Origin of the sequence: Gabonia massiliensis (assembly GCF_001403595.1) — a bacterium.
Classification (GTDB): Bacteria; Bacteroidota; Bacteroidia; order Bacteroidales; family Coprobacteraceae; genus Coprobacter; species Coprobacter secundus.
This window is the reverse complement of sequence record NZ_LN877939.1, coordinates 556,434-582,250: the sequence shown is the minus strand read 5'-3', so window position 1 is coordinate 582,250 and position 25,817 is coordinate 556,434. Positions and strand designations below refer to the sequence as shown.

Below are 25,817 nucleotides of genomic sequence, written 5' to 3'. Positions count from 1 at the left end.
GTGAAATAAATGTAAAAGGAACACTTTAGTAAGAATTCTTTTTATATTTGTATCGATATTATGATAACACACAATAATACCATTAAAATGAAACGACAGAACATTCTTGCCGGCTTTCTGATTGCCGGTATGAGCGTATTTGCTCAAGGAAACGAGTGGAAAGATCCGGGTGTAAATGCTGTTAACCGGCTGCCGATGCATTCCCATTATTTTGCTTATGAAAATTCGGAAGTGGCTTGTAACCAGGAACCAAGCCAATCGTCCAATTTTATGACTTTAAATGGGGCATGGAAGTTTTATTGGGTAAAAGATTCGGATATTCGACCAACAGATTTTTATAAAAATAATTTTGATGACTCTTCGTGGAAGACAATACCTGTGCCCGGAATGTGGGAGATTTATGGGTATGGTGACCCGATTTATGTGAATATTGGGTATGCCTGGCGGAAACATTTTAAAAATAATCCTCCAGAGGTTCCGGTAGAAAATAATCATGTAGGGTCTTATCGTCGGGAGATTACTATACCTGTATCATGGAAGGACAAAGAAATATTTGCCCATTTTGGTTCTGTTACATCTAACATGTATTTATGGGTAAACGGGAAATATGTGGGTTATAGTGAAGATAGCAAATTGGAAGCTGAATTTAATTTGACTCCATATTTGAAACCTGGTAAAAATGTAATAGCTTTTCAGGTATTTCGTTGGTGTGATGGCACTTATCTTGAAGACCAAGACTTTTTTCGATATTCGGGAGTCGGACGCGATTGCTATCTGTACGTTAGAAATAAGGAATATATAAAAGATATTCGAGTAACTCCAGACCTTGATGCTGTATATCAGAATGGAGTTTTGGATATAGACGTTGAATTGTCGAGTAAAGCTTCTGGAGCTCAAGTTATTTTGGATTTGAAAGATGCGGCAGGTCAGGTTGTGAAATCGGAAACAATTAAAGCGAAAGGTAAGAAAGCTCAAGTGACTATGGCTGTTACTAATCCGGCTAAATGGACTTCAGAGACTCCAAATTTATATGTGCTGACAGCGACATTAAAAGCCAAAAATGGTCAAGTAAAAGAAGTTATTCCAATAAATGTCGGTTTCCGCAAAGTTGAAATAAAAAATGCCCAGTTGTTAATCAACGGTAAGCCTGTTTTGTTTAAGGGAGCTAATCGTCATGAGATAGATCCTCGTGGCGGATATGTTGTATCAGTAGAACGAATGATACAAGATATTAAAATCATGAAAGAGCATAATATTAATGCTGTTCGTACTTGTCATTATCCTGACGATAGTCGTTGGTATGATTTGTGTGATAAGTATGGTATTTATGTCGTAGCAGAAGCTAATATAGAGTCTCATGGTATGGGATATGATAAAGAGACTTTAGCAAAGGTTCCAGCCTATGCAAAAGCTCATCTTGAGCGGAATCAGCGTAATGTCCAACGTAATTGGAACCATCCATCTGTCATTGTATGGTCTTTAGGTAACGAGGCTGGAGATGGTCCTAACTTTACAGCATGTTATAAATGGATAAAGGAAACCGATTCTTCTCGGCCAGTTCATTATGAACGTGCAGAGTTGGGTAGTAATACGGATATATATTGCCCGATGTATTTACCTTATGATGCATGTGAGAAATATTTAAAGAATAATCCACCTATGCCTTTGATTCAATGTGAATATGCTCACGCCATGGGAAATTCAGAAGGAGGTTTCAAAGAATATTGGGATTTGGTGCGTAAATATCCGAATTATCAAGGTGGATATATTTGGGATTTTGTGGATCAGTCTGTTCGAGTAAAGAATAAAAATGGAATAGATATTTATGCTTATGCCGGAGATTTTAATAATCATGATGATCCTTCGGACTATAATTTTTGTGATAATGGTTTGATAAGCCCTGACCGTCGGCCGAATCCTCATGCTGATGAAGTACGTCATATTTATCAGTCTATATGGGCATCACCTGTTGACTTGCAAAAGGGAGAGGTTGCTGTATATAATGAAAATTTCTTTACTGATTTGGCTGGTATATATGCCCAATGGAAAATTTTGGCCGATGGCGTTTCTATTCAAGAAGGTGTTGTTCCTGATTTGAATGTCTTGCCTCAACAAACATCTTCAATAAAACTTAATTATGATTTTGCATCGTTACCTTCGGATAAGGAATTGTTATTGAATATTGAATTTAAGAAAAAAGCAGCAGAAGAGTTATTGCCTGCAGGGTATGTAGTTGCTTATAATCAATTGGTAATAAAAGATGGTGTTATACCTGCTATTACTATAAAGAATAAAATTCAGGATAAAAATACATCTGTCCAATTACCTGTTGTTAAAGATATGGGTAATAAATTGACATTAAAGTCTGATATATTGGATATTGCATTTGATAAATCTACTGGGTGGTTATGTAATTATGTAGTAGATGGAGTTTCGATGTTAAGTGATGGTGCTGTTTTGAAGCCTAATTTTTGGCGAGCTCCTACGGATAATGATTTTGGGGCTGGTTTGCAAATGAAATATAGAGTATGGAAAAATCCAGGATTTGTACTTAAGTCTTTAGATATTGTGGAAGAAAACGGGTTGATTAAGGTAAAAGCATTATATGATATGCCTTCTGTATCGGCTCAGTTGGAATTGAGCTATGTGATTAATAATGTGGGAGAAATCGTTATAACACAGAAAATGACAGCATCTTCGACAGCTGAGGTGCCGGATATGTTCCGTTTTGGTATGCAAATACAGATGCCGGAATCATTTAATCGTATTTTGTATTATGGTAGAGGTCCTATTGAAAATTATGCAGACCGGAAAAATTCAACATTGTTAGGTGTATATAAACAATCTGTTGACGAACAATATTATCCTTATATCCGTCCTCAAGAAACAGGGACAAAAAGTGATATTCGTTGGTGGAACTTGACAAATATTGATGGAGCAGGGTTGAGTTTTATTTCGGATGCTCCTTTTTCAGCTTCTGCATTACATTATACAATAGAGTCTCTTGATGAGGGGGAAAAGAAAATACAGCGTCATGCTGCTGAAGTGGAAAAGGCATCTTTGACGAATTTCTGTATTGATAAGGCTCAAATGGGTTTAGGTTGTATCAACAGTTGGGGTGCTTTGCCACTGGAAAAATATAGACTTCCTTATGGTGATTATACTTTTACATTTAAAATGATACCAATAAAATCAGCTTATTAAGAAAAATATCTTGTAAAAAATGGGTTGCGGATAAATTCCGCAACCCATTTTTTTATTTATAGGTGTTTTGATGGATAAATTAGGTTTGAGAGATAAAAAGGTTTTTAGAGATTTCTTCTACAAATAAAATTTCGAAAATACGAAAGAGAATATGATATATATTCTTTTATAATTTTCGAAAAAGGTATTTTTTTGAAGATGTTTCTCGGCAAGACCTTACATTCCCGACCGAATGTTTTGGGGAGTCTTGCGTACGTAACGGATAATGTCGGCGTTTTGTGTGTGTTTTTAGTATAGAAGGATAACAAGATTGGCGAGAGAATTTTCTCTCTTCTCTTTTTTCATAACTTGACAAAGATACAGTTTTTATTTATTAAAAAACTGTTTTTGTGTGAAAAGTTTATTCAAAAAGCTACTTTTCTTCTAAAAAACAGTTAAAATACTGGTATAAGTGTCTATTTTACACTAGAAAATCTGCCATTTTGTTACGATTTGGTCATAAATTTAGTGCCGAATCTGTGTAATATATTTATGATGGTGGAAAGATAGGATATTATATTATATAATTATTTTAGGTATGATGTTTTTATATTAATGAAGAAAATAGGATAGATTGGAGTAGGTATATAATCTTTTTAGTTTTCCTCTTGTTCCAGAATTATTTGTTACTTTTACATTCAAAATCAGTATGAAGTAAAATGGTTAGTTATTTACAGGTTGATGGATTAAGAAAATCGTTTGGAGACTTATTGCTTTTTGATGAATTGTCTTTTGGAATAGCAGAGGGTGAAAGAATCGGGTTGATTGCTAAAAATGGTTCGGGAAAGACAACATTGTTGAATATAATAGCAGGAAAAGAGGATTATGAGGCGGGATCAGTTGTGTTTCGCAGAGACTTAAAAGTGGGTTATCTGGAGCAAGATCCCAAATATCCAGCGGCATTGTCAGTCCTTGATGCATGTTTTCATTCTGATAATGAGATAGTTCAGTTAATATCTGAGTATGAATCGATAATAAACTCTTCAGACCATTCAAAATTAGAAGAGGTATTAGGCAGAATGGATTATTTTAAGGCTTGGGATTATGAGCAAAAAGCAAAGCAAATATTATCTCAATTAAAAATAAATAATTTTACTCAAAAAATAGAACACCTTTCTGGAGGGCAATTGAAACGGGTCGCTTTGGCAAACGTACTAATAGCTGAACCCGATTTATTGATTTTAGATGAACCGACAAATCATTTAGATTTGGAAATGACGGAATGGCTGGAGGATTATCTGAAAAGAACGAATGTGAGTTTGCTAATGGTCACTCATGACCGCTATTTTTTGGATAGAGTTTGCAATGAAATTGTAGAAATTGATAATCGTCGACTATATAATTATAAAGGGAATTATAGTTATTATCTTGAAAAACGCCAAGAAAGAGTAGATGCTCAAAATGCTGCGATAGACCGAGCTAATAATTTGTTGCGAACAGAGCTTGATTGGATTCGCCGTCAGCCTCAGGCCAGGGGAACAAAAGCAAAATATAGAATAGATGCATTTCATGAGTTAGAAGAAAAAGCTCGACAGGAAAAATCTTTAGGAAATGTAAAATTGGAAATTAAATCTTCTTATATAGGATCTAAGATATTTGAAGCAAAGCATTTATCTAAGAAATTTGGAGAATTAAAAATTCTGGAAGATTTTAATTATGTATTTGCCCGTTATGAAAAGATGGGGATTGTGGGCAATAACGGAACAGGAAAATCTACTTTTATAAAAATGCTCATGGGGTTGGTATCCCCGGATGAAGGGGAAATAGAGATAGGTGAAACAGTTCGTTTTGGGTATTATAGTCAAGATGGTCTTCAGTTTGATGAGCAAATGAGAGTAATCGATGCTGTACGAAATATTGCAGAAGAAATTTCATTGGGAGATGGAAAGAAATTGTCAGCCTCTCAATTTTTGCAACACTTTTTGTTTACACCGGAAACACAATATAATTATATTTATAAATTAAGTGGAGGTGAGAAACGAAGATTGTATTTATGTACAGTTCTTATCAGTAATCCTAATTTTTTGGTACTTGATGAACCTACTAATGATTTGGATATAGTAACGTTAAATGTTTTAGAAGAATATTTGAGAACATTTAAGGGGTGTGTGATTGTCGTTTCTCACGACCGTTATTTCATGGATAAAGTTGTAGACCATTTATTGGTGTTTAAGGGTAATGCTGAATTGAAAGATTTTCCTGGAAGCTATACCGATTATCGGGAGTGGAAAGATTTTCAGGAACAAAAAGAAAGGTCGGAACTTAATGCTCAAATAAAGAAAAGTAATGCAAATGAAAAAATTCTGTATAAGCGAAATGATGCTCAAGATACAGGTAAGCGGAAATTGACGTTTAAGGAACGCAAGGAGTTTGAAGAATTGGAAAAACAAATACCAATGCTTGAAGAGGAAAAGTCTTGTCTTGAGACAGAGATGAGTTCTGGAGTATTACCGACAGATGAATTAATCGAAAAATCAAATCGTATTGCTGTTCTTATTGATTTAATAGATGAAAAAACAATGCGTTGGTTGGAGTTGAGTGAAATGCAATAGACTAAAAAAGATGGATTAGTAAGTATGTATTTTATTTATAATAAGAAAATAATATTATATGAATAGATGAGTTGTAGTTGTTGTTGGTGTCTTTATTTAAAATAAAATTTATAAATTTGAAAACTCAATTTAATTAATATCTTTTCTACTATTATAATGTAGATTTTAAATTGTTAAGATAAAGAGATGTGTGACCTATGCCTGAAAGTGAATCCCGACGATAATGTGGCTGTAGCTGTAGTACCTCTTCGTGCTGGGAAAAGATTGAATGTTGATGGATGGGATATTATTCTTCCTAGAGATATTCCTGCTGGACAAAAAATAGCTCTTCTTAATCTTGAAGCAGGAGATTATATTATAAAATATGGTTGTCCTATTGGTTATGTCACAGATTATATAGATCGAGGTGAATGGATAAATGAGAAAAATGCGCGTATTTGTCCGACAGGTATCCAAGATACTCGTAAAACTCATCAGGTAGATTTGTCAAGTCTTTGGAATCAGGATATTTGTAAAGGATATTTAAGGAAGAGTGGAGAAGCTGGGGTAAGAAACGATGTGTGGATTATTGCTGCTTCTGAAAATGTGACGTCTTTAATATATGAGCTGGCCGATTCTTTGCGTTCGACAATGGATGGTAATGGTATTAATTTTATAGTTCCTTTTCCATATAATAGGGTATTGTTTAGCCATCCTGAGCCAAATAGTTATTCATATAAAATTTTAAAAGATTTGGTGTGCCATCCTAATGCCGGAGGAGTTTTGGTAATTGCGTCAGAGAACGATTTTGATAAAATAGAGTCATTTAAAAAATTTTTAGGAAAATATGATTCTGGACGTATTCGTTTTATATCAGTAAAAGATAATAAAACTGGGCAAAAATCTTGTTTGAAGCTCCTTAAAGAATTATATATACGTGCATCTAAAAATGAAATCACAGAGATTCCTTTATCAAAATTACGGCTTGATTGAAAGTAGCGAATTATCTTTGGTCTTATAGATATTATGATTGTGATACTATCGAATATTAGGGTGTAATTATTCACTACAGCTATCGATAATTTTAAAAATGTTGAGGTTGTTGATTATAGTGGATTGTATGGGTTTATATAAGGTTCTATAATATTAGGATTGATTATTCGTTATTATATATATTATTGATTAATCATTATTTATTGCTTGATTAGGGGGGATTTTTCTAATTTATTGGATGAATAGATAGAAATAGGGATTTTGATAGAATACGATATTTTAAATGAAATAACATAAAAATAGCCTTGAATATCATATTTTATCAAATTATTTGGACTTTTCTTCCGTATTCTATTGCTGTGTGAGTATAATTTTGTTTCCATACAAAAAGTAAACAGTTCAATTCTGTACAAACGTATTTTATAATATATAAACGAAAATATATATTAATGTTTTTGTATCACCGTATAATAGATGATATAGAATAAGAATTTAATGAGAAGAATGTTCTTTTTGTGTATTTTTCTGGTTATTAATGTTAGTATGATTTATAAGTTGAATACAAATGAAATATTATGAAAAAGACGAGGAGTAGATTGATTTATATCTTGAACAGGAGTTTATTTATAAGTATGTTGCTTTTGTTTGCACCAAATATTTTGTCACAGATTACAATAAAAGGCAGTGTTGTAGATATAACAGATGAGCCTCTTGTTGGTGTAAATATTATGGTAAAGGATACGAAGATTGGCGCGATAACTGATATAGATGGGAAATTTTCTATTTTAGTTCCAAATACCGTGAAAAATCCGATTCTCCTTTTTTCTTATCTTGGATTTAATAAAAAAGAAGTCTTGGTGAAAAAATCAGAAACATTGAAAATTACGTTGAACGAAGAGGCTCAGTCTTTAGATGAGGTTGTTGTGGTGGGTTATGGTACAGTTGTGCGTCGAGACCTTACGGGATCAGTGGATAAAGTCGATATTAAGGAAATGCAGAAAGCTGCGGTTCCTACGTTTGATGAATCTTTGGCGGGTCGTGTTGCAGGGGTTAATGTTGTTGCTTCTGATGGAACACCAGGTGTAGATGCCTCTATTATTATTAGAGGGGCTAATTCTATAACACAAAGTAATTCACCGTTGTATGTTATTGATGGATTTCCGGTGGAATCATCATTAAGCAGTGTTGTCGATCCCAGTGACATTGAATCAATGGAAATATTGAAAGATGCTTCAGCGACAGCTATTTATGGGGCAAGAGGGGCAAATGGGGTTATTTTGATTACGACAAAGTCTGGGACGGCATCTAAACCGACACTTACTTATAATGGATATTTTGGTGTGCAGAATGTTGCTAAAACCATGGATTTAATGGATGGTTATGAGTTTGTTAAGATGCAAGGGGAGGTTTTTGGTCCGGAAACAATGGAAAAATATTATTTTTTTGATGGAAGAACACTTGATGATTATAGGGGTACAGGGACTGATTTTCAAGAGCAACTATTTCGGCAGGCTATTACTCAAAAACATGGAATATCTTTAATGTCTGGGTCAGGAAATACGAAGTATAGTGCTTCATTTTCGTATACAGATCAGCGTGGTGTAGTAATTAATTCGGGATTTAAACGTTATCAGGGGCGTGTTTCTGTAGATCAGGATGTAAGAAAGTGGTTAAAAATAGGGGTAAAGGCATCTTATTCACAAACTAAATATTATGGGCCTTGGCTGTCTGAAGGTTCTGGAACTTATAGTTTATTGCAGAATACATGGGCTTATAGACCGGTAACAGGTTCCAGTAATTTTGATTTAGAAAATGACTTGTTTGACCCAATATTGAATACACAAGATAATTATCGTATCAATCCTATTGTAGCTATGAATAATGAGATAGATAATCGTAATTATACTTATTTCATGACTAATGGATATGTGGATATTTCCTTACCATATGATTTGAAATTTCGTTCAACAATTGGTTATTCAAAAGATAATTCGAGAAATGATACGTTCAATAATTCCAAAACCCGAAGCGGTAATCCGGTGACTACGACGCTGGGTGTCAACGGAGGAATGGCTTATGATGAAAAAATGAGTTGGGTTTCTGAAAATACGCTGACTTATAAAAAGAAAATTAGGAAACATTCAGTTGAAGGTTTGGGAGGCTTTTCGGTACAAAAAGGAGATAGGGTATATACATATGTTCGTATGCAACAAGTTCCTTATGAGCAATTGGGTATGAGTGGTTTGGATCAAGGAGAATTTTATAGTATGGAAACCTATCGAAATGATTGGGTGCTGGCTTCAGGGTATGCTCGGTTTAATTATAATTATGATTGGAAGTATTATTTGACAGCGACTATGCGAGCCGATGGTTCTTCAAAATTTTCTGATAGTAATAAATGGGGATATTTTCCATCGGCATCGGTAATGTGGCGTTTCAATAAAGAAAAATTTATGAAAGGCCTAAAATTTATAAATGATGCCAAGCTTCGCGTTAGTTGGGGGTTGACAGGGAATAATCGGGTAAGTGAATATGCTTCACTTCCGCAGATTACAGCGGATAAACCTAACAAATATTATTTTGGAAATACACCTATTTTAGGTACGGCAAAGACTGTAATGGGGAATCCTGATTTGAAATGGGAGACTACAATGCAAAGTAATATTGGTTTAGATTTGAAGTTATTTAATAACCGGATTAATTTTACAGGAGACCTTTATTTGAAACGAACAAGAGATTTGTTATTGAATGCTCAACTACCAGGTTCATTCGGTTACGCAACTTCGTATAAAAATATAGGCGAAGTTGAAAATCGGGGTCTCGAACTGACATTGAATACATTAAATGTCAAAACGAAGGATTTTTCTTGGGAAACCAATTTTAATATAGCATTTAACAAGAATAAAGTGCTGGCATTGACAGAAAATCAGGAAACCATTGTAAGTTCGGTATGGTGGGAATATAACTGGCAATCTCAACCTGCGTATATAGCTCGTATAGGAGAACCTTTGGGTCAGATGTATGGTTTTGTTTATGAAGGAACTTATAAGTATGATGATTTTACTCGTACTGGGGATACATATTATTTGAAAGATAATATCGCTTATCCAGGTGCTCGCAAAAATGTCCAGCCTGGAGATATGAAATATAGAGATATCAATGACGATGGTGTTATTGATGATAATGATCGTACCATTATTGGGAGAGGAACACCGATTCATACAGGAGGATTTACCAATGTTTTTCGGTATAAAGATTTTGATTTAAGTATATTTTTTCAGTGGTCTTATGGAAATGATATTATTAATGCGAATAAATATATGTTTGAGCGTTATTATATGCCTAATTCCAATATGTTTGCTTCTTACATTAATCGTTGGACACCGGAAAACCCGAATAGTGATATTCCTCGTATCAATGAAGGCTCGGGAGGGTACTATTCTACATATGGTATTGAGGATGGTTCTTATTTAAGATTAAAAACGGTGACTTTAGGCTATAACATGCCGAAAAAAATTGCAAATAAACTGTATCTGCAGAATGTGAGAATTTTCGTATCAGGACAGAATTTATGGACATGGACAAAATATACGGGAATGGATCCTGAAGTATCGACACGCAATAATGTACTGACTCCTGGATTTGATTTTTCAGCATATCCTCGTGCAAGAACTTTCTCTATAGGGTTGAATATGAGTTTGAAATAATTAAATAAAAAATACTGATGAAAAAGACGATAATATATATAGGTTTGGCTGTATCTGTTTCTTTGTTTGCGGCTTGTAGTGATTTGCTGGATACTAATCCAAAGGATTTTCTTTCAATAGAGAGTTATTATAAAACAGAAGATGATGTCATAAATTCTTTAGGTGCTATATATTCTGTATTGGGTAGCCAGAATACTTATGGACGGTATTTGGTTATTGATGGTGCAATGGATGATTTGTGTTATTGGAACCAAAGTGAGGCTGATATCATAAATCGCCTTTGTAGTTGGAATTACACCCCGGCGCAGCCTCATTTAGCCAATTTGTGGAATAGTTTGTATGAAGGGATAGAGCGGTCAAATGTTTTGTTAGAAAATATTGGGAAGGTGGATGGATTGGAAGAAACAGTTCGGAATAAGTATATTGGAGAAACTCGTTTCCTGAGGGCATATTATCATTATTTGTTGGCTGATAATTGGGGAGCAGTGCCTTTGAAGATGGTTTCTAGCAAAAAAGTCTCTGAGGTTAATATTGCACCAACTTCGCAAAAGGAAATATTTCAGACTGTTGTTAAGGAGATTGAGGATATACTTGAAAAAGACATGCTTAACCCTGCTGATAGTTACAACCATGTATCACGTGTAAGTACGACAGTGGCTCAGGGTATCCTTGCCCGTATTTATTTGAAGATGGCTGGTTATCCATTGTATATGGGAGAGGATATGTATGAGAAGGCTCTCTATTGGGCTCAGCAAGTGGAATTAAGTCATTTACACATGTTGAATCGTGATTATGATCAAATATTTATAAATCATTCTCAAGATATACAAGATGTACAATATAGAGAAAGTATGTGGGAAGCTAATTTTGTTGGGAATTCTACGACAGATCCGGGAAAGAGTGATAAATATAGTTGGATAGGGGTTACAAATGGAATTATTTGTTATTCAGATAAGGATGATTTGGGATATTCATATGGATATATTCGTACTCGCTTGAAGTTGTGGGATTTATTTGATGATACTGATAAAAGAAAGATGCGGAGTATAGCTCCGTATAAGTTCAATACAACAGATGTAAACAAGTATGATGAGAAAACGACATCTTTTACATCTATTGCTGAGCGTTGTGCTGCAAAATGGAGAAGAGAAGAAGAAAGTGTGAAACCTAAAACGAAAAATTACAGTACAACTAATTTCCCTATATTGAGATATTCAGATGTGCTGCTTATGATTGCTGAGGCTGAGAATGAGTTGCATGGGGCAACAGATGTTGCTCTTGCTGCGCTTAATCAGGTAAGGGAACGTGCTGGAGTAAAATGTTACACAACAGGTACAACGGATGACACAAAAATTACAGTTACCGGTGCAGATGAGTTACGTCAGATAATTAGAGATGAGAGAGCTCGAGAGCTGTGTTTTGAAGGGATTCGGAAACATGACCTTATTCGGTGGGGAATTTATGTTCAGGAAATGCAAAAAGCTGCAGCGGAACCTTATGAAACCGGAAATGTAGGTAATGGGCGTACAAGTGATGCTAATCAACGGACGAAAATGGCAGCCATTGCCAGTAAAATGACGGAGAAGTATTTATTATTTCCTATTCCTCAGAGCGAGTTGAATTTGAATAATAAAATGAAACAAAACAAGTATTGGTAATTTTAAAATTAAAGTAAAAATGACTAAAAATATATTTTTGTTGGCAGGTATCAGTCTTCTATTTGGGTCATCTTGTGATAATTTGGATTTGGAAATACCGACGTTAAAGATAAGTGTGGATACTGAGAATGCTGTGACAATCGATGAAAATAATATTCCGGTATTTAGAAAAGGAGAGAATATAAAATTTAATATCGATGCACAAGCTGATATGATAACGTTTTATTCGGGTGAGCCGGGAATGATGTATAAACATAGAAACCGAACATCAATTGATGGTTCTCCTTATATGCAATTTGATGTGGAACTGGAGGGATCAGGTATGCCGGATGGAAGCTTGAAAGTACTACTTTCATCTGATTTTAAGGGGTTCACAAAAGATTCGAAAATCGATGCTCAAAGGATACAAGAGGCTACGTGGATAGATATAAGCGACCAATGTAATATTCCTGTAATACCTAATACTACAAACTCTACTCCTAAAATAGATTTAGGAGAATATGCGGGAAAGCCTTTGTATGTTGCTTTTCGTTGCGTACGTCCTAAAAATTCGGGGGAATGGCCACGTTATCAGGTAAAAAATCTATCTATAAATAATGAGGCGGACGGAACTTCTTATTCCGTGATGAATACAGGGAATGCAGGGTGGATTGTATATGATTTTAATGCTCCTATAGGTACTGATCCTTATTTATCGAATGGGGGTTCTGCATCAAACAGGGTATGGGACATCCGTAATGCAGTTACGGATAATCGTATTTATATTGGTTATTCATCGAGTGTGGCTTATGATGACTGGGCTGTAACTGAAGCGATCGATTTGACTTCGGTCTCTCCTGATCTGGGTGAGGGGATAAAGGCTTATGACGATGATCGTATCAGAGATTACCAGTATATATATAATACAACAGGTATGTTTACAGTGACTTTTGTTGCTTTTAATTCTCGTTTTTCAGAAAAAGAGATGGTTGTAAAGGAACTTACTATAAAAATAATAGATTAATCGACAATAAAAGGTATGGGAACGAAAATGGCGGTTGATTAATCGTGTGTTTTTCCGGTTAATTGGCTATTCTCTGTACGTTTATTAGTCTTAAATTGTAATAGAGGAATTTTTTTAAGAAATAAAAACATACACGTATGAAATATATTTATTTTATAACGCTATTATCGGTTTGTTTATGCTTTGGTTTAAACGGGATGGCGGAAATAAAGATGCCGACTATATTTGGAGATAATATGGTTTTACAACAACGTTCGCATGCTGCTATTTGGGGGTGGGCGTCACCTCAAAAACGTGTAGTAGTGAAAACGTCATGGAATGGAAAATCTTATACAGTTCTTGCAGATGAGAATGGAAAATGGAAACTTAAAGTGCAAACTCCGGATGCAGGGGGACCTTATACTATTAAAATCAGTGATGGGAAAGAAAAAGTCTTGAATAATGTCCTTATAGGTGAAGTTTGGTTGTGTTCTGGACAGTCTAATATGGAGATGCCAATGAGGGGCTTTTCTTTACAACCTGTTCGAAATTCTCAAGATGCAATAGTTAGAGCGAAAAATAAAAATATACGAGTATTTACTGTACAGAGGAATTATGATTTATCTCCATTAGATGATTGTACGGGGATATGGGAAGAAGCTTCTCCTGAGTCTATCGCTCGTACCAGTGCTGTTGCTTATTATTTTGGGCGATTGCTTAATCAAGTGGAAGATGTTCCGGTAGGGCTGCTTATTACAACATGGGGAGGATCTTCGATTAAGGCATGGATGAGCAAAGAGAATTTAGCAGGGTTTGATATTTATCCAGCAAAAAGTAAGGCTGAGATAAAGAAGCCGGTTCATAGTCCTACTGTATTATATAATGCTATGCTTCATCCTCTTATCGGATATGGAATAAGAGGTACGATATGGTATCAAGGAGAAACTGATGTGGCTATTCCTAATTTGTATATAGATTTGTTTAAGTCTATGGTTAGAGAGTGGAGAATGCAATGGGGAGTGGGAGAATTTCCATTTTATTATTGTCAGATAGCTCCTTATAAACATTCTAAAAATCAGGCTTTTTTTAGAGAAGCACAAGGAAAATGTATGAGTATTGTCCCTAATACAGGTATGGTAGTGACAATGGATGCAGATAGTCCCGATTGTATACATCCAGATAAGAAACAAGAAGTCGGTGAGAGATTGGCATATTGGGCATTGGCCGAAACTTATGGAATAAAAGGCTTTAAATACAAAAGTCCGACAGTGAAAGGAATGAAAGTCGAAGGGAATGTTGCTATTATATCTTTTAATGATGCTCCCAATGGATTGATAGCTAAGAATGGGGAGGTAAAAGGAGTCTATATTGCTGGAAAAAATAAGAAATGGTATAAAGCTAATGTCAGTTTTTTTGAAAATACAATGCGGGTATCAGCCCACGATGTATTTGAACCGGTAGCTGTAAGATATGCTTTTGATGAATATGCTCCGGGAGAGATTTTTAGCACTCAAGGGCTGCCTGTTTCTTCTTTTAGAACTGATGATTGGACAGAATAAAGGTGGAAGACTCTTATTTATTTTTTTGTAAATGGAGTATGACATACAATATTTTATAATTTGTTGTGAGCAAGATATCAGATAAAATTTAATTACACTTTTGTATCAAATTATTTAGACGATTTTGGCTATTAATTGGTGTTGAAACAGGTTTCCTTTGTTATGTAGTTCTTAACTAAAAATGGAAAATCATGAAAAAGAAAATGTTTGCGATATTATTCGCTGTTTTTTCTGTAAGCGTATTTGCTCAGAAAGTTGAATTAAGAAATGGAGGAATGGAAGAGTGGAAAAATGGTGCAGCTATGCCTGTTCGTTGGGGAGCATATTATAATGATATTGAAGCTGGATTGTATTCACAATCAAAAAATGCTCATTCTGGAAAGTATGCTTTACAAATAGATTTTGAGCCACAAAGAGAGCATGATAATCGTCGCTTCTTTTCTTTTCCAGTGAAACTTGAAGAGGGAAAATATTCGTTGACTCTATATGTGAAGGGCAGAGGTGAAGTGCGTTTTGTTTCTTTTACAAAGAAAGATGAAGCAGCCGGTAGCCATACTAATGATGTAAATGTGGTGGGTACTCCTAAAATAGAAATAATCAATAATAAAAAATGGGAGGCATATACATTGGATTTTGATATTAAGGAAGCCGATATATATCAGCTCTTTATTTGTTTGAATGCTGCAGATAAGCTTCTTATCGATGATATTACTTTGACAAAGAAATAATGTTTAATTTTAAATCTAAAGAAATGAAAAAGTTATACGTATTAGTTTTGTCTGTTTTTTTACTAACTGTAACAAGTAATGCTCAGACATTAACAAAATTGGGTATTCGTTTTAGTGAAGATACATCATTAAAATTGAATAGTGTGGTAGGTTTTGACCCGGCTAAGACTTATTATGAGGTTATCTTGCCGGTAACACAAATGGTGGTCCCAAAAGTAGAAGCTACTCCTGCTGAAGATTGTGGAACCCAAGTAACGCAAGCAAAGTCTATTATAGGAACAGAGACTGAACGTACGGCAACTGTTGTTGTTACTAAAGGTGAGGATATACAAACTTATACAGTTGTTTTTGTTAAGTCGGATAGTTTTATAGAAGGATTTACTGAAGAAGGTTCTGGTGTTGCAGGAAGTTTTTATCTTGATGGTGATGCCAATCATGGGGAACAGGTTGGCAACAGAAGTTGTCGTACCAGCAATAATGCAAATGCGTCGTATTGGACATTTACTGTACCGAGTGCTGGAATTTTGACATTCTATATAACTCAGGATAATTTGAATAATTCAAAAAAATTGTCGACATTTCAAATCAAAAAATCAAAAGATGGGAATACAGGGTGGGTTCCTTTAATGTCGGAAGATGCTGCTACTTATGAATTTCCTGAAGTTGGAGAATGGAAAAAAGTTGAAATTCCTGTGAATGAGGAAGGTGAGGTGTATATCCAATTTGCTGTTACGAAAACGGGAACGACAAGAGATTTCCGTTTTGATGATGTGGTGATTACACCCTATTCAGAAATATCATCTGTTTCGAATGGAGTTTCAGATAATAAGATTATTGCTTATGCTGTAGATGGTAAGATATATATTGACAAAGCTGTTGTGGGCGATAAATATATAGTGTGTGATTTGTCTGGAAAATTAGTTTGTGAAGGCACATTTTCTGGTTCTGTTGTAATTTCCATAGAGAAAGGTATATATTTTGTAAAAACAAGTGCAGGAGTAGCAAAAGTAATGGTTCGATAACTGGTATTGCTTATAGAGTTTGAGGAAAGTGGATGCTAGTTATTGTTAGCAGTAAGAATAATTATTGTTTTTAAGAAAATTCCGGAGAAGTAAAGAGTATTATTTTTTATATCTTACTTTTTCGGAATTTGTTATTCAACTTATATTTTTGTAATTGGATAGCAGTATAGGCTTGTAAATATGAATTTATATATTTTATTTACATTTTATTATCAAAAAAAGGAGGATGTGTTTGCCAAGAAATAGCTGATTTGTCCGTTGTTATTATAAAGGTAATTGATAAATAGAGAAACCATGAGAATACGTATAGGATTTGTTGTATTAAATTTTCTTTTCTTTTTTGTTTGTGTTTATGGACAGAATTATACTTTTGAGAGTTTGAATGTGGAGTCTGGACTCTCTCAGGTAACTGTTACGTGTAGTTATCAGGATGAATTGGGGATGATGTGGTTTGGCACAAAGGATGGCTTAAATCGTTTTGACGGTAACGAGGTAAAAGTGTTTAAGCCGATCTTGGGAGATACAACTTCTCTTACAAAAGCCAATATTCGAGCTATTACTGGGGATGGGGAAGGTAACCTTTATCTTCAGACACAAGGGGCTGTGATTAAGTTTGATATGAGGAAAGAAGTGTTTAAGGATTTATTGAAAATTGGTAATGGAGCGTTAGGTAAGGGAAGAAATGGTATATGGATAGGAGTACGTAATAGTTTGTATTGTTATTCTCCTGGAAAAGATGAAATGGTTTTGGTGCGAGAGATAAAAAACACGTCTTTCAATTGTATTTTGGAATCTGAAGATGGAGTTTGTTGGATGGGTACGAACCGAGGATTGTTAGCATTAGACGATAAGTATACATTACGTTCTTTTTTTACAGATTCTCAGGTTCGGGCAATGTACCGGGATAAGAATAAAAATATGTGGGTATGTACAAATAATCGAGGACTAATAAAACTTGCTCCTACAGGGGATGTAACTATTTTCCGGCATAACCCAAAGGATAATAAATCTATTGTCAGTGATTTTGTTCGAGCTATATGTGAAGATAATTTGGGCAATATATGGATAGGTTCTCAATTTGGACTTTGCCGGTTGGATATTAACACATCGGAGTTTAAGACTTATGTGCATTCTACTGAAAATACAGGAAGCTTGACTTCTAATTCTGTTGTTCATTTGTATAAAGATAGACAGGGCACGATATGGATAGGGACCTTCTTTGGAGGAGTGAATTATTTCAATCCGGAAAGTCAGAATTTTCGCTTTTATCCACCAGAAAAGGGTGGACTACCGTATCCGGTAATTGGAAATTTTATCGAAGATAAAAACGGGTTGATATGGATTTGTACGGAAGGTGGAGGTTATGTAACGTCTTTTAATCCACATACGGAACAATTTACCTCTTATCATTTACCGGGAAATAATTTCAAATCTGTTTATTATGATGCGAACCGGCATTGTCTTTGGCTGGGAACCCATTTGGAATATATTGTCAAATTTTATATAGACACACGTAAGACTGAAATTATAGAAAGTTCATCAAGTGATATTTCTCATTTTTTTGGACAGCATATTTTGGCTTTAGTCCCTTATAAGGGTAAATTGTTGGTAGGTTCGACAGCTGGAGTTATGCTTTATGACCCACAAGATGGGACTTCAATGAAGTTTTTTCAAGAAATTAGTAGTTTGGTAACTACAATGCTTGTTGATTCTCGAAAACGATTATGGATAGGAACTGAGAATGAGGGTTTGTTTTGTTATGATACTGAAAGTGGAAATATAACTTCATATAAACATAAACCTGGTGTTCAGAATAACTTGAGTTCTAATAATATCAATTGTATTCTTGAGGATGACAAACAGCGTATCTGGATAGGAACAAACGGGTATGGGCTCAATCTTTTTTTACCGGAAAGTAATGATTTTAAGGTTTTTTCTAAAGAAAATAGTCGTTTGATAGATAATACCATAGTAGCGTTAGCTCAATCAAAGTCTGGAAAAATTTTAGTAGGTACAGGAAACGGATTATCGATATGTGAGGTACAAAATAAGTTTTTAGTAGTTAATTATCCATTTAATAATGGATTCCCATTGACAACAATTAATGATAAAAGCCTATATGTATCGCGAGAAGGAGATATTTTTGTTGGGGGTATCAATGGTATGGTAATTCTGGAAGAAACAGATTTTAACTATCAGCAGAAGCCTTTTGATATTCAGTTCTCGAAATTGTATGTTAATAATATGGAGGTAAAGCAAGGCGATAAAACAGGAATTCTTAGTCAAGCTTTGCCTTATACTTCTGAAATAAAAATTAAGCCTGGATATTCAGTTTTTTCTGTAGCGTTTTCTACTGATAATTATATTTATCCCAGCCAAGAGGAAATTGAGTACCGTTTGAAGGGTTTTGAATCTGACTGGATGACTGCCCGGTTTGGACGGATGCTGACTTATACTAATTTGAATCCAGGAAAGTATGAATTAGAACTTCGTCTTAAAAATTTTCCGGAGATAACGAAAACTTTGTTTATTGACATTATTCCTCCGTTTTACAATACTTGGTATGCCTATTTTTTCTATGTCCTTGTTGCTTTAGGACTTATTTATTGGTATATCCGTCAAGACAAGATGCGTTTTTATTTGAAAAAATCTTTGGAATTTGAAAAGAAAGAGAAGGAAAAAACGGAAGAATTGACTCAGTCAAAATTACGTTTTTTTACTAATATCTCACATGAAATACGTACTCCGATAACTTTAATTATAGGACAGGCTGAAAGTCTACTTCATTCTCAAAATATACATCCTTCTGTATATAATAAAATTATCAATATACATAAAAATGCATCAAATTTGAGTGGACTAATTAATGAGTTGCTTGATTTTCGCAAACAGGAACAAGGGCATTTGAAGTTAAAAATATCGGAAGTAAATTTTGTGGAATTTTTGAAGGAGACATTTCTTACATTTTATGAATATGCTCAAAATAATAATATTTCTTTCAAGTTCTGTCGAAGTTCAGATGAGATAAATCTTTGGATTGATGTAGAGCAAATGCAGAAGGTTATAAATAATTTATTGTCAAATGCGTTCAAATTTACACCTCCGGGTGGTAATGTCGTGATTTCACTTGAAGAAAATGAATCGGAAGTTATATTTTCCATATCTGATAATGGACAGGGAATTTTACCTGATAAAATAGACCATATATTTGACCGTTTTTATCAGGCGGATTTAACGGATAATGTTCCAGGTACTGGCATTGGATTGGCTTTGACAAAAGGTATTATTGAGTTGCATTCGGGACAGATTCAAGTGAAGAGTGAAGTGGGCAAAGGAACAGTATTTAGTGTCATATTAAAAAAAGGTGATACACATTTTCCAGAAGGTACTATGCGCCTTGAGAAAAAAGTAGATATAAGTGATTATAAAAATAGTTTACCTGTGGAAGATGTTTCAGAGTTACCACAACAAAATTTAAGTGGAGAAAAAGATAAATTGTTAATTGTAGAGGATAATGAAGACTTGCGGAATTTTTTAAAAGAAATTTTTTCAGCTATATATGATGTTGAGGTTGCTGAGGATGGAATAATTGGATTAGAGAAAGTTCGGTCTTTTTTACCAGATGTTGTTATCAGTGATATTATGATGCCTCGTATGTCGGGAATAGAGTTGTGTTCCAAGATAAAGAATAACTTTGATACATGCCACATTCCGGTTATATTACTTACTGCCAAGACTGCACTTGAACATAAGTTTGAAGGGCTTCGTATTGGTGCAGATGATTATATTTCTAAACCTTTTAATGTGAAATTATTGGTATTAAGATGTAATAATTTGGTAAATTCACATAGGATATTACAGTCTAAATTTGTTCAGCAACCAGATCTTATTCATCAGCAACAAGTTGCGACGAATGCAGCGGATAAAGACTTTGTTGAAAAAGCAACTAAAATTGTGGAGGCCAATCTGGATAAGAATGAGTTCGATGTGAATATTTTTGCTATGGAAATGAATTTGAGCCGTTCTTCACTCTTTAATAAATTGAAAGGGGTAACTGGCTTGACTCCTAACAATTTTATATCCAATATACGTTTGAAAAAAGCAGCAGAAATGTTGTTGAATAATCCGGAACTGAAAATAAGTGATGTAGCTTATACTTTGAATTTCAGTAGTCCTCGTTATTTTAATAAATGCTTTAAAGATTTGTTTGGTTATGCTCCGGCAGATTATCGAAAAAGCAATAAAGTGCAGAATGAATAGTACGTTGAGGAAACGATAGAATAGAGAATATAGTCCATGATATTGCTTTCCTGTTTACAAAAAAGGATTGCAATAGTTTATGGAGCTTCTTGTTTATTTATCGAATTTTATCAAAAATTTTGGACAATATTTCCAGTTTATAGAGACGGTCAAAATTACTTTTGCTTTATCAACAATAAATAGAATTTAGTTATGTATCGTGTATTATTGGATATTGCAATTTTAGTTTCCTTTTTGTTATGTGTTGTTGACTGTCGGTCTAAAAGTTTAGTAGATGAGAGTTTCGATTTTGCCGAGATGCGTATGAGAGCATTGGTCCAGTCTTTGGATACAACTGAAAATATGCCTCGGAGTATAACGCCTGATGGTAAAATGAGTTGTGTAGATGTTTTTGACTGGACGAGCGGCTTTTTCCCTGGAAGTCTTTGGTATTTGTATGAATACACGCAAGATGAGTATTGGAGGCAACAGGCTGAACTATATTCGAAAAGATTGGAACCAATACAATATTATACAAAACATCATGATTTAGGATTTATGGCTTATTGTAGTTTTGGTAATGGGTATCGTCTTACAGCAAATGAAAGTTATAAAAAGATATTGCTGAATAGTGCAGAATCTCTTTCTACACGTTTTATTCCTATGGCAGGAGTTATAAAGTCTTGGGACTTTAGCCGCTCGTATAGCGGTACACCTTGGTACTGTCCTGTAATAATAGATAATATGATGAATCTTGAGCTTTTATTTTTTGCATCCAAAATGGGAGGAAACGACAAATATAGAAAAATAGCAATTAGTCATGCCGATAAGACTTTAAAATATCATATTCGAAAAGATTATAGTAGTTATCATGTCGTTAATTATGATACTCTTACAGGAAAAATGACAGATCGGGGAACTCGGCAAGGATTGGCTGATAATTCAACTTGGGCTAGAGGACAAGGGTGGGCTATTTATGGTTTTACTATGGTTTATCGTGAGACACAAGATGATAAATATCTTAAAGTTGCAAGAAAGTTAGCAGATTTCTATATCAATAATTCTGATTTACCTGAAGACTTTATACCATATTGGGATTTTAAGGCTAGTGACCTTAAATGTAAATCTCCATGGGGTTATAATCCTCAAGAGTATAAAGAAATTCTTCGAGATGTCTCTGCTGCGGCTGTTGTGGCTAGTGGGCTGTTAGAGTTAAGCCAATATGTAAAAGATAAAGATAATCGGTATTTTAGAATAGCGGAGCAAATGCTTGCGGTTTTGCAGTCAAATTATAGAAATAATGGAAATCGTCATAATTTTGTTCTTGATCATTCTGTAGGGGATTATCCAAGAGGTACAGAGATTGATGTACCGTTGGTATATGCTGACTATTATTTTCTTGAGGCTTTGGTAAGATATAATCGTATTGTAAAAGGTGAACCTGTAATGTAAAAGGTTGAAAGAATGAAAAACATAAGTATTAAATTAATATTGTTAGTATGGTGTTTAGCTTTACAGTTTCCTGTATTTGGTTTTACACAACGGAACTTATTGCAAAAGGCTGGTGTTAGTGTTGATTCTTTAAAAAAAGTACTTATAGTCGATTATAGCTGGGTTCCTTGTCCTGATTATGACGATAGAGACGGTTGGGATAATTTTTTGGGAGACAAGAAAGAATATTGTATTGGTCAGGGGGAAGAGTGTCTTGATTATAAGTGGCAGATAATTTTGGCAACTGATTATTTAGAATATCAGCGTTCAGGTTCAAGGGATGCTATGCAGACACCTTACGGTGAAAATAACGATGCTCTTTCTAAATTGGTTATAGCTGAATTAGCAGAAGGAAAAGGTCGTTTTATCGACCAGATTATCAATGGTGTTTACCAATATTGCCAGATGGCTTCTTGGGCTGTTTCTGCACATCTGAATATGCAGAAGTTTGATAAAGTGTTACCGTATTACAAAGAAAATATAATTGACTTACAAGTTGCCGATGTAGGGGCTTTTCTTTCTTGGACGTACTATTTTTTGCACAAAGAGTTTGATAAGGTAAATCCGGTAATATCCGATTATCTTCGTGCGGAGATAACGAGACGTGTTTTAGACCCTTATATGGCTAATCCTTCTATGATAGGGTGGATGGCTTTGGGACGTGTACCTCGGATGGTAAATAATTGGAATACATGGTGTAATAGTAATGTTTTGCAATGTTTTTTATTAGTTGAAGATGATAAGGATAAATTGGCCGCAGCAGTTTGGCAGTCGATGCAGTCGGTTGATCAATTTATCAATTTCAATCATGAAGACGGTGCTTGTGCAGAGGGCCCATCTTATTGGGGAGTTGCTGCTGGAAAGATGTTTGATTATCTTGATTTGTTAAGTTTGGCAACTGGAGGAAAAATATCGATTTTTAGTGAGCCTATCATTAAAAATTTGGGAGAATATATTTCTAATACTTACGCCGGTAATAAATGGACTGTTAATTTTTCAGATGCTTCGGCAAAGTCTGCTGAGGATTTTTATTTGTGGTACCGATTCGGTAAAGCAGTGAATAGTTTGGAGATGGTACATTTAGCAGCATTGCTGTATAATCCTGATATTTATCCTTTTAAATCGAATAAACGTCAATGTGCAGATATATTTAAGGGGTTGCGTGCTATGAATGTACGTGGAGAGTTGCTGGTATGCAAGCCAGAACATCGTTTTAAACCTTATGTAGCTTACCCTCAATCGGAAATGTGCCTTATGAGTAATAATGCTGGTTATTTTTTTGCAGCAAAGGGTGGAAATAATGGAGAAAGTCATAATCATAATGATGTTGGAAGCTTTGTTTTATATATAGATAGTAAGCCTGTAATAATAGATGCTGGAGTAGGAACGTATACTCGACAGACTTTTGGACCTGAGCGTTATACAATATGGACTATGCGTAGTGATTATCATAATTTGCCGATTGTAAATGGGATAGTTCAGAAAGATGGGAAAGAATATAGAGCTGGTAAATTGATATTTAATGAAAAGAAGAAGTTTTTCTCGGTTGATATTGCCTCTGCATATCCGGATGAAGCTCAATTGAAAAAATGGGAGCGTTCTTATCGGTTAGAGAAAGATAAACTAAGAATTATAGATTCGTTTGTATTGAATGAAATTTTATTGAATAATGAAGTTATTTTTATGCTTCCTACATTTCCTCAAATTGTTTCACCGGGAAAAATAATGTTTGATAATGCGGATGGAAAAGTGTTTTTACAATATGAAGCAAGACAGTTTGAACCGACAGTTGAAATAATAACTTTGGATGATACGAAGTTGTCGACAGTATGGGGAAAAACGATATATCGTGTCATACTTAAAAGTATACAACCAATGTTATCAGGGACGTATACTTATACTATATCTAAAAAATAATGTAGCTATGAGGTTTTTTGTTATATCACTGATTTCAGCATGTTTTATAATTACTGTTTGTGCACAGAATTATAGTAAACTTGTATATCCCGGGGTAGATGGAAAATTGGTATATGTCCCGTATAATGATAAAGGAGATATTATACCTGATTTTTCTTATTGTGGATATAAAGCCGGAGGAGTAAGAATTCCAGATATTCCGGTAAAAATAGAGATAGTTCCGGGAGATTTCTCCACGGATGATTCTAAACGCATACAGGCTGCTATTCAAAAATTGGCAAAGGAAAAACCTGACTCGAAGGGATTCAGGGGCACTATATTATTGAAGAAGGGAAGATATAACATTCAAAATTCGATAAAAATTCCCTACTCAGGTATCGTTTTGAGGGGAGAGGGGAATGGAGAAGATGGAACGGTACTGGTTGGAACTAGTGCGGTGAAATATAATATGTTTTATATTGGAACTACTGATAAGCCTGTACAAAATAAGTCTTCTTTACAGATTATAACAGATGATTATATCCCGTCGGGGACACGGGAAATAACGGTGGAAGATGCTTCTATATTCCGGTCTGGGGATGCAGTTATTATTGAACGTCCAAGTACAGCGGAGTGGATACGAGCTATAGGTATGGATCGTATTCCTGACTCTTGGAGTCGTATTTCTAATCCTACTGCTGAAAAATTAAAAAAGTATGCAGATGAAGGATGCCTGAGTGAAGATAAGAAATTCTATAATACGACAATTCAGTGGAAACCAGGAAGTAAAAATTTGCGCTTTGAACGGACAATTGTCAAGGTAGATGGAAATCGGATAACTTTGGATATACCATTGACTAATGCGTTGCAAAAAGAATATGGAGGTGGATATATTTATAAATATTCTTTTAAAAATCGACCACAGAATATTGGAATAGAGAATTTGAGAGGGGAATGTATTTTCGATAAAAATGAGGTATGTCTTACTCCTTCGATGGATGAATATTATTCGGACGAAAAGCATGTATCTCAATTTGTCGTTTTTGGTGCATGTGAAAATGTGTGGGTTAAAAAGTTGACATCTAAATATATTGATAATGGATTTAAGTCTACAATTTGGAGCCGTTTTATTACTGTTGAGGATTGCGAATATCTTGATCCGGTTTCTGTAATTACTGGGGGACGGCGTTACGCTTATCATATACAGGGTCAAATGATGCTGGTACAACGGTGTTATGCACGTAATGGACGTCATGATTTTGTATTGGGAGCTACTGTAGCAGGACCTAATGCCTTTGTTGATAATAAAGCTGAACTTTGTCATTCATTTAGTGAGCCTCACCAGCGGTGGGCTACGGGGTGTCTCTATGATAATTGTTCCGTTTCAGGTCCGGAGGCTTGTATAAATATTGGGAATAGGGGATTTTTCGGAACTGGACATGGTTGGTCAGGGGCACAAATGGTTGTTTGGAATTGCCAATCTCCGATTATTATTGTAATGAGTCCTCCTACAGCCCAGAATTTCAGCATAGGTAGTGTGGGTTTGAAAGATATGTGGTCGAAAGATAAAAGTATCCAATCTCGTATCAATCAGATAAATAAAGCATCGGGAAGTAATATGCAATATATGGGAATTCCTATAGTTGGGAATGGTCATATCGAATATTCAGGAAAACAGATGCTTCCACAGTATTTGTATTATACCCAATTAAAAGATCGTTTAGGAGATAATGCAATCAATGATGTCGTTTTAGAAAAGTAGTGAATA

The 25,817-nt window shown here is 34.8% G+C and carries 13 protein-coding genes; all 13 read left to right on the top strand.

Annotated features, from left to right (window positions below):
• The first annotated feature begins 87 nt into the window (after positions 1-87).
• The 13 genes from BN2628_RS07170 to BN2628_RS07110 all read left to right on the top strand — a co-directional run bounded on the left by BN2628_RS07170 (position 88) and on the right by BN2628_RS07110 (position 25,811).
• Positions 88-3,204: a beta-galactosidase, LacZ type gene (locus tag BN2628_RS07170; protein ID WP_055097132.1), complete on the top strand. Its 3,117-nt coding sequence runs from the start codon at positions 88-90 to the stop codon at positions 3,202-3,204.
• 698 nt (positions 3,205-3,902) lie between these two features.
• Complete coding sequence (locus BN2628_RS07165) at positions 3,903-5,795, top strand: ABC-F family ATP-binding cassette domain-containing protein (protein WP_021931378.1); 1,893 nt, start codon at positions 3,903-3,905, stop codon at positions 5,793-5,795.
• Between the two features lie 186 nt (positions 5,796-5,981).
• A complete protein-coding gene (locus BN2628_RS07160) occupies positions 5,982-6,767 on the top strand; it encodes a UxaA family hydrolase (RefSeq protein WP_055096608.1) in 786 nt (261 codons plus the stop codon).
• 575 nt (positions 6,768-7,342) lie between these two features.
• Entirely contained in the window at positions 7,343-10,474 is a 3,132-nt protein-coding gene (locus BN2628_RS07155) for a SusC/RagA family TonB-linked outer membrane protein (protein ID WP_021931380.1), read from the top strand.
• Between the two features lie 17 nt (positions 10,475-10,491).
• A complete protein-coding gene (locus BN2628_RS07150; protein ID WP_055096604.1) occupies positions 10,492-12,132 on the top strand; it encodes a RagB/SusD family nutrient uptake outer membrane protein in 1,641 nt (546 codons plus the stop codon).
• A gap of 19 nt (positions 12,133-12,151) precedes the next feature.
• The gene (locus BN2628_RS07145) at positions 12,152-13,135 is read left to right on the top strand and encodes a DUF5017 domain-containing protein (protein ID WP_021931382.1); all 984 of its coding nucleotides are present in this window, start codon (positions 12,152-12,154) and stop codon (positions 13,133-13,135) included.
• A gap of 137 nt (positions 13,136-13,272) precedes the next feature.
• Positions 13,273-14,673 (top strand): sialate O-acetylesterase, encoded by a 1,401-nt coding sequence (locus BN2628_RS07140; protein ID WP_074024042.1) that lies wholly within the window; start codon positions 13,273-13,275, stop codon positions 14,671-14,673.
• 191 nt (positions 14,674-14,864) lie between these two features.
• Entirely contained in the window at positions 14,865-15,401 is a 537-nt protein-coding gene (locus BN2628_RS07135; protein WP_021931384.1) for a hypothetical protein, read from the top strand.
• Positions 15,402-15,424: 23 nt separating this feature from the next.
• Positions 15,425-16,423 (top strand): hypothetical protein, encoded by a 999-nt coding sequence (locus BN2628_RS07130; protein ID WP_154668416.1) that lies wholly within the window; start codon positions 15,425-15,427, stop codon positions 16,421-16,423.
• A 294-nt stretch (positions 16,424-16,717) separates the two neighbouring features.
• On the top strand, positions 16,718-20,683 hold the full coding sequence (locus BN2628_RS07125; RefSeq protein ID WP_055097130.1) for a hybrid sensor histidine kinase/response regulator transcription factor: 3,966 nt from the start codon (positions 16,718-16,720) through the stop codon (positions 20,681-20,683).
• A gap of 192 nt (positions 20,684-20,875) precedes the next feature.
• Positions 20,876-22,114 (top strand): glycoside hydrolase family 88 protein, encoded by a 1,239-nt coding sequence (locus BN2628_RS07120; RefSeq protein ID WP_021931387.1) that lies wholly within the window; start codon positions 20,876-20,878, stop codon positions 22,112-22,114.
• 12 nt (positions 22,115-22,126) lie between these two features.
• Complete coding sequence (locus BN2628_RS07115; protein ID WP_021931388.1) at positions 22,127-24,070, top strand: heparinase II/III domain-containing protein; 1,944 nt, start codon at positions 22,127-22,129, stop codon at positions 24,068-24,070.
• A gap of 7 nt (positions 24,071-24,077) precedes the next feature.
• Entirely contained in the window at positions 24,078-25,811 is a 1,734-nt protein-coding gene (locus BN2628_RS07110; protein ID WP_074024097.1) for a hypothetical protein, read from the top strand.
• The last annotated feature ends 6 nt before the right edge of the window (positions 25,812-25,817 follow it).

Bases quoted from the DNA above. Each gene is read 5' to 3' on its own strand.
- BN2628_RS07140 (WP_074024042.1), top strand. From the start codon at position 13,273: ATGAAATATATTTATTTTATAACGCTATTATCGGTTTGTTTATGCTTT.
- BN2628_RS07150 (WP_055096604.1), top strand. From the start codon at position 10,492: ATGAAAAAGACGATAATATATATAGGTTTGGCTGTATCTGTTTCTTTG.
- BN2628_RS07130 (WP_154668416.1), top strand. From the start codon at position 15,425: ATGAAAAAGTTATACGTATTAGTTTTGTCTGTTTTTTTACTAACTGTA.
- BN2628_RS07120 (WP_021931387.1), top strand. From the start codon at position 20,876: ATGTATCGTGTATTATTGGATATTGCAATTTTAGTTTCCTTTTTGTTA.
- BN2628_RS07110 (WP_074024097.1), top strand. From the start codon at position 24,078: ATGAGGTTTTTTGTTATATCACTGATTTCAGCATGTTTTATAATTACT.
- BN2628_RS07135 (WP_021931384.1), top strand. From the start codon at position 14,865: ATGAAAAAGAAAATGTTTGCGATATTATTCGCTGTTTTTTCTGTAAGC.
- BN2628_RS07165 (WP_021931378.1), top strand. From the start codon at position 3,903: ATGGTTAGTTATTTACAGGTTGATGGATTAAGAAAATCGTTTGGAGAC.
- BN2628_RS07155 (WP_021931380.1), top strand. From the start codon at position 7,343: ATGAAAAAGACGAGGAGTAGATTGATTTATATCTTGAACAGGAGTTTA.
- BN2628_RS07145 (WP_021931382.1), top strand. From the start codon at position 12,152: ATGACTAAAAATATATTTTTGTTGGCAGGTATCAGTCTTCTATTTGGG.
- BN2628_RS07160 (WP_055096608.1), top strand. From the start codon at position 5,982: ATGTGTGACCTATGCCTGAAAGTGAATCCCGACGATAATGTGGCTGTA.
- BN2628_RS07170 (WP_055097132.1), top strand. From the start codon at position 88: ATGAAACGACAGAACATTCTTGCCGGCTTTCTGATTGCCGGTATGAGC.
- BN2628_RS07115 (WP_021931388.1), top strand. From the start codon at position 22,127: ATGAAAAACATAAGTATTAAATTAATATTGTTAGTATGGTGTTTAGCT.
- BN2628_RS07125 (WP_055097130.1), top strand. From the start codon at position 16,718: ATGAGAATACGTATAGGATTTGTTGTATTAAATTTTCTTTTCTTTTTT.